Consider the following 12,375-nt stretch of genomic DNA (forward strand, 5'->3'; position numbering starts at 1 on the left):
TACGCGATGACCGGCTGTGCGACGAGCTTCAGCGCGGTGATCACAGCCAGCTCCAGCTTGGTCGGCTCTGCTCGCGACGGCGCCGTGCGGTGCAGTGACGCGCCGAGCGCGACCAGGGCGGCCGGAACCGCGGCGCCCGACAGCAGGGTGAGCGACGCGCCGGCCGCCGACGGCAGATGCAGGCCGCCAGCCGAGCATGCGACACCGAGCAGCGACGCCAGGATCACCGGGTTGCGTACCGGCAGGGAGGCGATACGGCGGACCCGTACCCGCCCGGCCGGGTCGCTGTGCCGGTCCAGGGCGACCAGGATCACGGGCGTCACCACCAGCACCTGCAGCAGGACCACCTCCGCCAGGAACGACACGTCGCCGAGGACCTGCGTTGCGATCGGGATGCCCAGGTTCGCCGAGTTCACGTACCCGGCGGCCATGCCCCAGATCGGCCGTTCGCCGGGCTCGCGACCGAACAGCCAACTCGCGCCGACCCAGCCGAACCCGACGACCGCGGCAGTGCTCAGCCCAAAGGCGAGCAGCGAGCGGCCGGCGAACCCGGAGAGCGGCATTCGGGACAGGGCCAGGAACAGGGCGGCCGGCATCGCAAGATGGAACACGAACCGGCCGAGCACCGACGCCACCGCCTCGCCCAGCAGGCCCCAACGACAGGCCGCGTAACCGACTGCGGTAAGGATCCAGATCGGTACGAACGCCGACACCAGGCTCATACGGCCGTCACCGGCGGGCGGGCGTCGCGCCGGCTCAGGGACTGGCGGGCGTCCGGGGCGTACGAGCCGAGAAACCCGGCGACAATCTCGCTCTCAGTCCTCGAGTGGATCCCAGTGGTTGCCATAGCGCAGCAGTGATTGGGCCAGGTCGGGGTGAGCGGCCGCCCACACGGTGTCGAACAGAAACCACTGTTGGTACCCGAATGACTGACCACAGTGCATGGTGACTTGGGCGAGATGTTCGTCGACCTCGATGCGCGACGCGTCGGGGCGTCGGCCGTCGACGTATCGGCCCGTTGTAAGAAGCTCCATGGCTTCGCGGTGGGCGGGGCCGTGCTCGTTGGGCAGGTCGGGCCACGGGTCGGCGTTGAGGTTGAAGCCGGGCCATCTGTTGCACCGCTCCAGCGCCGGCCTGATGGCGTCTTCTTCGGGCGCGACGAGTGCTCGCAAGACCAGCAGCTCGGGTGGCCATTCTGCACCGCTGTCGGGGTCCGCGGTCCGGAGATGTCCGGCCAGTTCCCGCAACCCGACCCCCGGGAATACCAGCGGCTGGGAGCAGGCGAGGCTTTCGCTGTCGTAGAACGTGAGGAACACCGCGTACGTGCTGGCGTCACCGGTACTGGCGGGCGTAACGACTGTCACCGGCACATCGGCGACGAACGACGTCGACTCACCTTCCGCGCCAGGCAACGGCCACGACTGGAACAGGTATGCCAACCGGTCGGGGGCGGTCGCGACCACCTCGTCATCGAGGAAGAAATAGGCCAGTTCCACCTCGTCGTCATCGGTCCGTACCCGGAGGCTGTGATCGTCGAGGCGGATGAAGTCCTCGTCACCCTCGACGTACAAGTGCTCATGCAGGAGCTCGCGCAGCTCGCTGGTCGTTGCCGCCCGAGACAGGCCGTGCTTCCGTGCCGCCTCGAAGATCGAATCGAGGCCGTAGACGTCACCGCCCAGCTCGTTCTCGACCCAGGACTCCGGATCGTCGCAGTCCCAGCCTCGCCGGAACCAATTCAGCACGGTCTCGTCCGGCAGCCGCCGGACCCGCTTGCTCAACTGGCCCTCGTAGTGAGAGCGATACACGAAATGCACGGCATGACGGTACTGCAGCCGGTCACGCGGATGTGGACGGCCGGAGCACACTCTTCTGTTGCCGTTGGCGCAGCGCCGGTGGGGAGACGGCTATCGGCTGCCTGCCGGCTGGAATAGAGATCTACTCTCAGACCACCCTCAGTGGGGTGGCAGTGGTGCGGCCGGGCGTACCGCCGTGAAGTCGCAGTGCTCGTACCGGGTGGCGGAGAGCAGTAGCAGCCACTCGTCACAGCCCTGCCACGGGTAGAGGTCGGCGGCTCCGCCGCGTACGGTCCGGGGCCCGTCGCCGGTCCGTGGTCGCCGACATTGGATTCTGCCGATGACCATGCACCGCGCCACGTAGTCTTCGACTGTGGACACAACGGCCCTCACACCCCGCGTGCTGGTGATCGGGTTAGATCCGTATCGGGTGCCGGGGCCGTGGGACCCCAAGCCGGTCGCAGACGGCATCGAAGTCGGAAGGGCCCGATTCGTCGAACACAAAGTGGGGGCTCAGTTCTGCCTGTTCGGCCTCGACGGCAGCGACGATGTGGAGGCGGTGGTCACCACTGCCCTGTGCGCCCAGCCTTGGGAGTGCGTCGTCATTGGTGGCGGGGTGCGCAATCAGCCGGAACTGTTCGAGCTGGTGGTCAATCTGGTGCGTCGGCACGCGCCCGAGGCGGCGATCGCATTCAACGCCACCCCGACGGACACGTTCGACGCGGCCGCCCGCTGGGTTGAGGTGCCCGGATGATCGCTCATGCCGGGACTTCGCCACCGGCGCTGCCCCGGCCTCCAACGACGGAGACCGGGGCAGCGCCGCGTTGGGCGTACGTCAGCTGCAGCCGCTGGTGGAGCCGCAGCCCTCGCAGACGTAGCAGCTACCGGCGGGGCGCATCTTCGTACCGCAGGTGAAGCAGAGCGGCGCGTCGGCGGCCTTGCCGATCACGGCCTCCAGCAGTTCGGTGCTGGAACCCACGCTCGGGGCCGGCTTGGCGACGGCCACGTCGGCCATCTCCTGGGCCGGCTGAGCGACGGCCTCGGTCCTGGCCGGGGCCTCGACCGGTGCCGACGACGCCATCGCGGTGAGTTCCGCGCCGGTGACGGCGGCGGCCTCCGCGTCGGCCTCGGCCCGCAGCTGGGCGGCCCGCTCGCTGGCGGTGAAGATGCCCAGCTCGGCGCGGCGCTCGTAGGGCAGGAAGTCCAGTGCCAGGCGACGGAAGATGTAGTCCATCACCGAGGCCGCCATCCGCACGTCCGGGTCGTCGGTCATGCCGGCCGGCTCGAAGCGCATGTTGGTGAACTTGCTGACGAACGTCTCCAGCGGCACGCCGTACTGCAGGCCGATGCTGATGGCCACCGAGAAGGCGTCCATCACGCCGGCCAGGGTGGAGCCCTGCTTGGACATCTTGAGGAAGACCTCGCCGAGGCCGTCGTCCGGGTAGGACGACGCGGTGAGGTAGCCCTCGGCGCCACCGACGGAGAAGCTGACCGTCTCGGACGTGCGCTTCTTCGGCAGGCGCTTACGCACCGGCCGGTACTCGATGACCTTCTCCACCGCGGCCGGCGCGGCGGCTGCGGTCTCGACGGCGGCCGGCGTGGTGGCCTTCTTGGACTTGGCCACCGAGAGCGGCTGGCCGACCTTGCAGTTGTCCCGGTAGATCGCCAGCGCCTTGAGGCCGAGCTTCCAGCCCTCGAAGTAGATCTTCTCGACGTCCTCGACGGTGGCCGCCTCCGGCATGTTGACCGTCTTGGAGATGGCGCCGGAGACGAACGGCTGGATCGCCGCCATCATCCGCACGTGGCCCATCGGGGCGATCGACCGCTCGCCCATCGCGCAGTCGAACACCGCGTAGTGCTCCGGCTTGAGGCCCGGGGCGTCCACCACGTGGCCGTGGTCGGCGATGTGCTCGATGATCGCCTCGACCTGCTCCTCGGGGTAGCCGAGGCTGCGCAGGGCGCGCGGCACCGTCTGGTTGACGATCTGCATCGAGCCGCCGCCGACCAGCTTCTTGAACTTGACCAGCGCCAGGTCCGGCTCCACGCCGGTCGTGTCGCAGTCCATCATGAAGCCGATCGTGCCGGTCGGGGCGAGGACGCTGGCCTGCGCGTTGCGCCAGCCGAACTTGTCACCGATCTTGTTGCCCTGGGTCCACTGCTTGGTCGCCTCACGGACGATCGCGGTGGCCACCGGGCTGGTCGGCTTGATCTCGTCGTTGGCCGCGGCGTGCTTGCGCATGACCCGCTTGTGCGGCTCGGCGTTGCGGGCGTAGCCGTCGTACGGGCCGACGACGCCGGCCAGCTCGGCGGAGCGGCGGTAGGCGGTGCCGGTCATCAGCGACGTGATCGACGCGGCGACCGAGCGGCCCTGGTCCGAGTCGTACGGCAGGCCGGTGGCCATCAACAGGGCGCCCAGGTTGGCGTAGCCGATGCCGAGCTGCCGGTAGGCGCGGGTGGTCTCACCGATCTTCTCGGTCGGGAAGTCGGCGAAGCAGATCGAGATGTCCATCGCGGTGATGACGAACTCGACGGACTTGACGAACTTCTCCACCTCGAAGCCGCCGTCGGCCCGGAGGAACTTCATCAGGTTGAGCGAGGCGAGGTTGCACGAGGAGTTGTCCAGGTGCAGGTACTCCGAGCACGGGTTCGACGCGGTGATCCGCCCGGTCTCCGGGCAGGTGTGCCAGTCGTTGATCGTGTCGTCGTACTGCAGGCCGGGGTCGGCGCACTCCCAGGCGGCCTGGGAGATGGTGCGGAACAACTTCTTGGCGTCCACGGTGTCGATCACCGAGCCGTCCAGGCGACCGCGCAGGTCAAAGCCGCCGCCGTTCTGCACGGCGGTCATGAACTCGTCCGAGACGCGGACCGAGTTGTTGGCGTTCTGGTACTGCACGCTGACGATGTCGGAGCCGCCGAGGTCCATGTCGAACCCGGCGTCGCGCAGCGCGCGGATCTTGTCCTCCTCGCGCGCCTTGGTCGCCACGAACTCCTCGATGTCCGGGTGGTCCACGTCGAGGATGACCATCTTGGCCGCGCGCCGGGTGGCGCCACCGGACTTGATGGTGCCGGCGGAGGCGTCCGCGCCGCGCATGAAGCTGACCGGGCCGGAGGCGGTGCCGCCGGAGGAGAGCAGTTCCTTGGAGGAACGGATCCGGGAGAGGTTGACCCCGGCCCCCGAGCCGCCCTGGAAGATCCGCCCCTCCTCCTTGTACCAGTCGAGGATGGAGTCCATCGAGTCGTCGACGGAGAGGATGAAGCAGGCGCTGACCTGCTGCGGCGACGGCGTGCCGACGTTGAACCAGACCGGCGAGTTGAAGCTGAACACCTGGTTCAGCAGCATCCAGGTCAGCTCGTGGGCGAAGACCTCGGCGTCCGCCGGGCTGGCGAAGTAGCCGTACTCCTCGCCGGCGGTGCGGTAGGTGGTGACCACCCGGTCGATCAGCTGCTTGAGCGACCACTCCCGCTCCGGGGTCCCCACCGCGCCCCGGAAGTATTTGGTGGTCACGATGTTCGCCGCGTTGACGCTCCACGACTCCGGGAACTCAACCCCACGCTGCTCGAAGTTGATCGAGCCGTCCCGCCAGTTCGTCATCACGACGTCGCGGCGCTCCCAGGACACCTCGTCGTACGGGTGGACCCCCTCCGTCGTCCACACCCGCTCGATCTTCAGCCCCGCGCCTGCCTTGTTCCGTGAACGGCTCGTTGTCACGCCGTCGCCCCCCTCGTCTGCGCGGTCACCCACCGCGCGTCCTGATCTTTCGAAAAACAGTGAAGTCAACTGGTACGGCCGGCGGCCTCAACCGCGTCGGCCCGGCCCTGCTCCCGGGCTCGCGCCACGGCCCGCAACGTCTCGATCTCGCGCTCGAAGTCGGCGAGCGAGTCGAAGGAGCGGTAGACGCTGGCGAACCGCAGGTAGGCGATCTCGTCCAGGTCGCGCAGCGGGCCCAGGATCGCCAGGCCCACCTCGTGACTGGGGATCTCGGCGGCCCCCTTGGCCCGGACGGTCTCCTCCACGCGCTGCGCCAGCAGCGCGAGTGAGTCGTCGTCCACCGGCCGGCCCTGGCACGCCTTGCGTACCCCGCCGATGATCTTCGTACGACTGAACGGCTCGGTCACCCCGCTGCGCTTGACCACCGCGAGGACCGCCTCCTCGACGGTGGTGAACCGCTTGCCGCACTCCGGGCAGGAGCGCCGCCGCCGGATGAGCTGGCCGTCGTCGGCCTCCCGCGAGTCGACCACGCGGGAGTCGGCGTGCCGGCAGTACGGACACCGCATCGCCCAACCTCCAAAATCATGATCAACCGCGGACACTCCGGGCACTCCCGGACACGGCTCGCCACGGCGGCACCACCCTCGGGTGACGCCCGCCGTGATCAACGTTACGGGAGTGCGGTCGGTAGTCGAACCCAACCTGTAGGCAACTTACGCCCGTGTCACTACTACATCTAGGGGTTGACCGTATGTCGCTGGCGAACCCGGGTCAAGTCGACCGGCGTGTCCGGCGCGTCACGGACCATCCGGCCATCCGCACCTGCCACCTCACCGCAGAACCAACGCCGGGAACCCGCCCCGGTTACCGGCCGCACGGCCGGAACGCCCCGGAAAACAGCCACCGATCGAACATCCGTGCTACTCGACGTACCATTTATCAGAACATCCGTACGACCGGAGCGGTTTTTCACCCCGACACGCCGGTGAGAGGTCGTACAGATGTTTGAAAATGACCGATCTCACCTATACGGTCATGAACAACATGGCACCACCGCACGCACCACGAGCCGACGAGGCACCCAGCGCCGACCAGGGAGGACGGACGTGACCGAAGACCGGGCCAGCCGGCCGAAGAGCCCGCAGCAGATCACCGAGGCGGGCCCGCCGGCCACCCGACGCCGCAGCGCCGCGCGCAGCCGGACGGGTCAGCCCGCCGTGCGCCCGGTCACCCCGGTGGTCAGCGCCTTCCCCGACCCCGCGACGGTCGACCTGACCGCCCGCCAGCGCCGCATCCTGGAGTTCATCCGCACCTGGGTCGAGCGGCACGGCTACCCGCCGAGCGTCCGGGAGATCGGCGAGGCGGTCGGCCTGGTGTCCCCGTCGAGCGTCGCCTACCAGCTCAAGGAGCTGGAGAAGAAGGGCTTCCTCCGCCGCGACCCCAACCGGCCCCGAGCGGTGGACGTCCGTGCCCCCAGCGAGGCCATCGACGACGAGTTGTCCCGCGCCCAACGGCCCACCCCGGCGTACGTGCCGATGCTCGGCCGCATCGCCGCCGGTGGGCCGATCCTCGCCGAGCAGGCAGTGGAGGACATCTTCCCCCTGCCCCGCGAGCTGGTCGGCGAGGGCGAGGTGTTCATGCTCCAGGTCAAGGGTGACTCGATGCTCGACGCGGCGATCTGCGACGGCGACTGGGTGGTCGTCCGGCAGCAGCCGACGGCCGACTCGGGCGAGATCGTGGCCGCCATGCTCGACGGCGAGGCCACCGTCAAGACCTACCGGCGACGCGACGGGCACGTCTGGCTGATGCCGCAGAACCCCGCCTTCGACCCGATCCCCGGCGACGACGCCACCATCATGGGCCGGGTTGTGGCGGTGCTCCGCCGGATCTGACCGGCCGGCGCGCGGGTGAGTGGCCCCACCGCGCTCACCCGCGCGGCCGGACCGATGGCGCTGACCGTGTCAGTAGCGGTCGCCCCGCTGGCCACGGCCGCCCCCGGGATACTGCCCGTACGGGTCGCCGGGCACGTCGCCGTCCCGCCGACGGCCGGGCCGCTGGCCCCGGTAGTCCGGCTCCTGCCCACCGCGCCGTGGCGGCTCCGCCCGACCGCCGCCGGGCTGACCACCACCGCCGCCGTACACCCCGCCGCCCGGTCGGCCACCGGCACCGCCGGGTCGACCTCCGGGGCCGCCGGCACGGCCGCCACCGTAGACACCGCCCCCGACCGGAGCACCGCCGCCACCACCGCCGGGGCGGGCGGGGCCGTAACCGCCGCCACCCCCCTCACCGGCTGGGCGCGCACCGCCGCCGCCGTACACGGCACCGCCAGCAGGAGCGGGACCGCCCCGGCCGGAACCACCGCCGTAGACGCCGCCATCGGCCGCCGCACCGCCGTACACGCCGGTGCCGGGACGGCCACCGCCGGGCGGGGCGCCCTCGTCCCGCCCTGCGCCGCGCCGGTCGTCCCGGTCATCCGTCGAGTCCGAATCGTCGGCCGCCGGTGGCCGGCGGCGGGCCCGCAGGATGCCGACGATGCCGGCGCCGACGAGCAGCAGACCGAGCACGCCGACCGCGCCCACGAGGTAGGTGATGTCATCGAGACTGAGCCCGTCGATCCAGGACTTCTCGGCGGCCGGGTTGGCACCCCCGGGAGCGGCAACGGGCGCGGCCACGCTGTTGGACGGCGTGTAGCTCAGAATGTCGACGGGCTCGTCCGCGGTGAGCTGCCCGCCGTCGGAGACGGTGACGAAGGTCTTCCCGTCCGGGGTGTAGGAGATCGCCTCACCGAACGGGTCGGCCAGTGGCGTCACCCGCGGCTTGCCGGTGGTGAGCGCCCCGACGATGTTGCCGTCGGTCACGTCGTACTCGAAGGCGTCCGCGTACGTCCGGACGACGACGCGGCTGCCGTCCGGCGATCGGGCGGCCCCGGTGACCGCGAGCCGCCCGTAGACGCTGAGCGGGTTCTCCGTGGTGGTCTTCGGCAGCTTGATCTCGCCGACCTTCTTCATCGGCACCGGCGCGGTGTCGCCGTTCTTCAGCTTCGCCGTCGGGGTGTAGATCTCCGCGTTGCCGCTCGACACCTTGGTGATGATCAGCGGAAGGCCGTCGGCCCCCACCAGCAACGCCTCGGCGTCGTGCGGCTTGTTCTCCGGGTAGGAGAGCCGGTGCAGCACGGGCTGCTTCGTACCGGTGATCGGCATGGTCCAGACCGCGATCCGCGACCGCCGCTCCTTGTTGGTGGTGTTGTCGCCGATGTCACCGATCCACAGGGTGTCGCCCTTCGGCGACACGGCGAGGTCCTCGGTGTCGAACGGCCCCTGACCCGAGTAGCGGACCGGCTCCTTGACGACCTTGCACTTGCTGTCGAGGAAGAAGATCCGTTTGCGCGCCTCAACCTCGGTGCCGTCGTTGATGACGATGTAGCCGGTCTTGGTCGCTACCAGCCCGGACAGCTCCCGCAGCCGCTCGTCGGTGACCGAGCAGCGCTTCTTGCCAGGGGTGGCGCCGGGCGGCTGGGATGATCCGGGAGCGGGAGCGGCTACGGCGACTCCGGCCAGCGCCACGGTTGCCCCGAGCAGGCCGAGGGCAACCGTGACCGAGGAAACAACGCGGCGCATTCGGCCAGTGTCGCATGCCGCGCGTTTCCGGTGGATGACGCCGGGGCCGCTCAGGGCCGGCTGCCGACCGCCTGGCCCTCGCGCTGCACGTCGAACGGCGCCAGCTCGGCGGCGAGCGCCGCGCTGACCCGAACGTGCAGCAGGGTGCCCTCCGGTAGGTGCGACGTACTGAGCACCTCGCCCGTGCGGTGCACCCGGGACACCAGGTCACCCCGGTCGTACGGCAGCACGGCCCGGACCTCCACGGCGGGTTGCGGCAGCCGCTCCTCGATCGCCGCCCGCAGGGCGTCGATCCCCCGCCCCGAGTACGCCGAGACGAAGATCGCCTCGGGCCAGAGTCGCTTGAGCCGCAGCAGCGCGTCCTCGTCGGCCGCGTCGGTCTTGTTGACCACCAGCAGCTCGGGCAGCCGGTCCGCGCCCACCTCGGCGAGCACCTCGTGCACCGCCCGGACCTGCTCCTCCGGATCCGGGTGGGTGCCGTCGACGACGTGCACCACCAGGTCCGCCTCCGCGACCTCCTCCAGCGTCGAGCGGAACGCCTCGACGATCTGGTGCGGCAGGTGCCGGACGAAGCCCACCGTGTCGGAGAGCGTGTAGAGCCGCCCGTCCGAGGTGGTGGCCTTGCGGGTGGTCGGGTCGAGCGTCGCGAAGAGCGCGTTCTCCACCAGCACGCCCGCGCCGGTCAGTCGGTTGAGCAGGCTGGACTTGCCGGCGTTGGTGTAGCCGGCGATGGCCACGGCGGGCACGGAGTTGCGGGTGCGACGGGCGCGCTTGGTGACGCGTACCGTGCGCATGCTCTTGATCTCGCGACGCAGCCGGGAGATGCGGTGACGGATGCGCCGACGGTCGGTCTCCAGCTTGGTCTCACCGGGACCACGCACACCCACACCGCCGCCCGCGCCGCCGCCGCGACCGCTACCACCGGTCTGGCGGGAGAGCGTCTCACCCCAACCGCGCAGTCGGGGCAGCAGGTATTGCAGCTGGGCCAGCTCGACCTGCGCCTTACCTTCCTTGCTCTTGGCGTGCTGGGCGAAGATGTCGAGGATCAGCGCCGTCCGGTCGACAACCTTGACCTTGGTGCGCTGCTCCAGGTTGCGCAGCTGCGACGGCGACAGCTCACCGTCACAGATGACCGTGTCGGCGCCGGTGGACAGCACCACCGCGCCAAGATCGTCGACCTTGCCGCGACCGATGTACGTGGCCGGGTCGGGTCGGGTACGACGCTGGATCAGCCCTTCGAGCACCTGCGAGCCGGCGGTCTCGGCCAGCGCGGCCAGCTCGGTCAGGGAATTCTCCGCGTCGGTGACCGTGCCCTCGGTCCAGACGCCCACCAGGACGACCCGCTCCAGTCGCAGCTGGCGGTATTCCACCTCGGTGACGTCGGTGAGCTCGGTTGACAGGCCCGGAACGCGTCGCAGGGACTGTCGCTCCGACAGCTCCATCTCGCCAGTGGTGACGTCGTCGAACTCGTCCTCGACGGGGACGAAGCTCTCCTGGTCTCGCAAGCGGTTCTCCTGTCCGAAATGATGAGTAGAACGTAATCCTGACATGGCACAACGCCGAACGCACCTGCTATATGCCCGTGCTGGAGGTCGCCAAAAGTGGGGGCGAATACCGGTCGACCTCGACAACCCGGTAGAAATGCGGGGGCGGCGGCCGACCGGCCGCACAGCCGTGACGGAGGGACCCCGTGGCCATCACCCGACTGCCGAGCGCCGGATTCTCGATCACCATCCGGATCGCCGTGACCGCGGACGCGTCCTCGATCGGCCGGCTCACCACCTCCGTCGGCGAGGCCGGAGCGATCGTCACGGCGCTGGACGTGGTGGACTCGGACCCGACCAACGTGATCGTCGACCTGACCTGCGACACCGCCGACGCCGGTCACGCCGACCAGGTGGTCGAGGCGCTGACCGCGCTCGACGGCGTGGACGTGCGCAAGGTGTCGGACCGCACCTTCCTCCTGCACCTCGGCGGCAAGATCGAGGTGACCTCCAAGGTCGCGCTGCGCAACCGTGACGAGCTGTCCCGGGCGTACACCCCGGGGGTGGCCCGGGTCTGCATGGCGATCGCCGAGAACCCGGCGGACGCCCGACGGCTGACGATCAAGCGCAACACGGTGGCGGTGGTCAGCGACGGCTCCGCGGTGCTCGGGCTGGGCAACCTGGGCCCGGCCGCGTCGCTGCCGGTGATGGAGGGCAAGGCCGCGCTGTTCAAGCGCTTCGGCGGGGTGGACGCCTGGCCGGTCGTGCTGGACACGCAGGACACCGACGAGATCGTGCAGATCGTCAAGGCGATCGCGCCCGCGTACGGCGGGATCAACCTGGAGGACATCGCCGCGCCGCGCTGCTTCGAGATCGAGGCCCGGCTGCGCGAGGCGCTGGACATCCCGGTCTTTCACGACGATCAGCACGGCACCGCGATCTGCGTGCTGGCCGCGCTGACCAACGCGCTGCGCGTCGTGGGCAAGCAGCTCGCGGACGTCCGGGTCGTCGTCTCCGGCGCCGGCGCGGCGGGCACCGCGATCATGAAGCTGCTGCTGCGCCAGGGCGTCGGCGACATCATCGCGTACGACCGCCAGGGCGCCCTGCACCGCGGGCTGACCGACCTCAACCCGGCCTGGCAGTGGCTGGCGGAGAACACCAACAAGGAGAACTACGCGGGCGACCTGCCCGGCGCGATCCGGGGCGCCGACGTGTTCATCGGGGTCAGCGCGCCGAACCTGCTCACCGGCGACGACATCGCCGGCATGGCGAAGGACGCCATCGTCTTCGCGCTGGCCAACCCGGACCCGGAGGTCGACCCCCGGGAGGCGCGCAAGTACGCCGCGGTGGTCGCCACCGGCCGCTCGGACCAGCCCAACCAGATCAACAACGTGCTCGCCTTCCCCGGCGTGTTCCGCGGGATGCTTGACGCGCACGCCGAGGAGTTCACCGAGGAGATGGCGATCGCGGCCGCCCGGGCCATCGCCGACGTCGTCGGTGAGGAGAAGATCAACCCGACGGTGATCGTGCCGAGCGTCTTCGACTCGCGGGTCGCCCCGGCGGTCGCGGCCGCCGTCCGGGCCGCCGCGAACAACCCCAGCCCTCTCCCGGCAGCCGACCCGGGCCCCACCGACCTCCCCGAGATCGCGGCCAACGCCAGCGCCACCCCGTAACGCACGAACCGCCGGGCACCCGACCCCGCCCCTCCGTCGATCATGAAGTTATTGCCATGACACGCCGAGCAGGCTGGCAATAACTTCATGATCGACGCG

At 70.0% G+C, this 12,375-nt stretch carries 10 protein-coding genes; 3 read left to right on the plus strand and 7 right to left on the minus strand.

Going from position 1 to position 12,375, the window contains the following annotated elements:
• The 3 genes from ABZU46_RS27830 to ABZU46_RS27840 form a co-directional block, all read right to left on the minus strand.
• On the minus strand, positions 1–722 hold a 722-nt coding region (locus ABZU46_RS27830; RefSeq protein ID WP_354862355.1), incomplete at its 3' end, for an AEC family transporter.
• Positions 723–815: 93 nt separating this feature from the next.
• On the minus strand, positions 816–1,814 hold the full coding sequence (locus ABZU46_RS27835) for a hypothetical protein (protein ID WP_354862357.1): 999 nt from the start codon (positions 1,812–1,814) through the stop codon (positions 816–818).
• A gap of 138 nt (positions 1,815–1,952) precedes the next feature.
• Entirely contained in the window at positions 1,953–2,141 is a 189-nt protein-coding gene (locus tag ABZU46_RS27840; protein ID WP_354862370.1) for a hypothetical protein, read from the minus strand.
• A 25-nt stretch (positions 2,142–2,166) separates the two neighbouring features.
• On the opposite strand from ABZU46_RS27840, the gene ABZU46_RS27845 reads away from it, so the two are divergent.
• Positions 2,167–2,547, plus strand: coding sequence for a hypothetical protein (locus tag ABZU46_RS27845; protein WP_354862360.1), 381 nt, complete (start codon positions 2,167–2,169; stop codon positions 2,545–2,547).
• A gap of 81 nt (positions 2,548–2,628) precedes the next feature.
• Here the strand turns inward: ABZU46_RS27845 and ABZU46_RS27850 are convergent, their stop codons facing one another.
• Together ABZU46_RS27850 and nrdR are read right to left on the minus strand one after the other, a co-directional pair.
• Positions 2,629–5,535, minus strand: coding sequence for a vitamin B12-dependent ribonucleotide reductase (locus tag ABZU46_RS27850; RefSeq protein WP_354862362.1), 2,907 nt, complete (start codon positions 5,533–5,535; stop codon positions 2,629–2,631).
• A gap of 32 nt (positions 5,536–5,567) precedes the next feature.
• Positions 5,568–6,068, minus strand: coding sequence for a transcriptional regulator NrdR (gene nrdR, locus ABZU46_RS27855; protein WP_234587987.1), 501 nt, complete (start codon positions 6,066–6,068; stop codon positions 5,568–5,570).
• A gap of 540 nt (positions 6,069–6,608) precedes the next feature.
• Here nrdR and lexA point away from each other — a divergent pair.
• The gene (gene lexA / locus ABZU46_RS27860) at positions 6,609–7,394 is read left to right on the plus strand and encodes a transcriptional repressor LexA (protein ID WP_091400540.1); all 786 of its coding nucleotides are present in this window, start codon (positions 6,609–6,611) and stop codon (positions 7,392–7,394) included.
• Positions 7,395–7,463: 69 nt separating this feature from the next.
• Here lexA and ABZU46_RS27865 read toward each other — a convergent pair whose 3' ends face one another.
• Together ABZU46_RS27865 and hflX are read right to left on the minus strand one after the other, a co-directional pair.
• The gene (locus ABZU46_RS27865; protein ID WP_354862364.1) at positions 7,464–9,119 is read right to left on the minus strand and encodes a hypothetical protein; all 1,656 of its coding nucleotides are present in this window, start codon (positions 9,117–9,119) and stop codon (positions 7,464–7,466) included.
• A 50-nt stretch (positions 9,120–9,169) separates the two neighbouring features.
• Positions 9,170–10,624 (minus strand): GTPase HflX, encoded by a 1,455-nt coding sequence (gene hflX / locus ABZU46_RS27870; RefSeq protein WP_354862366.1) that lies wholly within the window; start codon positions 10,622–10,624, stop codon positions 9,170–9,172.
• Between the two features lie 185 nt (positions 10,625–10,809).
• On the opposite strand from hflX, the gene ABZU46_RS27875 reads away from it, so the two are divergent.
• Positions 10,810–12,276, plus strand: coding sequence for an NAD-dependent malic enzyme (locus tag ABZU46_RS27875; RefSeq protein ID WP_354862368.1), 1,467 nt, complete (start codon positions 10,810–10,812; stop codon positions 12,274–12,276).
• Positions 12,277–12,375 lie beyond the last annotated feature (99 nt).

Origin of the sequence: Micromonospora sp. NPDC005197, assembly GCF_040608295.1 — a bacterium.
Lineage (GTDB): Bacteria > Actinomycetota > Actinomycetes > Mycobacteriales > Micromonosporaceae > Micromonospora.

Excerpts from the sequence above, each read along its gene's own strand:
- ABZU46_RS27840 (WP_354862370.1), bottom strand. The coding sequence starts at position 2,141 with ATGGTCATCGGCAGAATCCAATGTCGGCGACCACGGACCGGCGACGGG.
- nrdR (WP_234587987.1), bottom strand. The coding sequence starts at position 6,068 with ATGCGGTGTCCGTACTGCCGGCACGCCGACTCCCGCGTGGTCGACTCG.
- ABZU46_RS27865 (WP_354862364.1), bottom strand. The coding sequence starts at position 9,119 with ATGCGCCGCGTTGTTTCCTCGGTCACGGTTGCCCTCGGCCTGCTCGGG.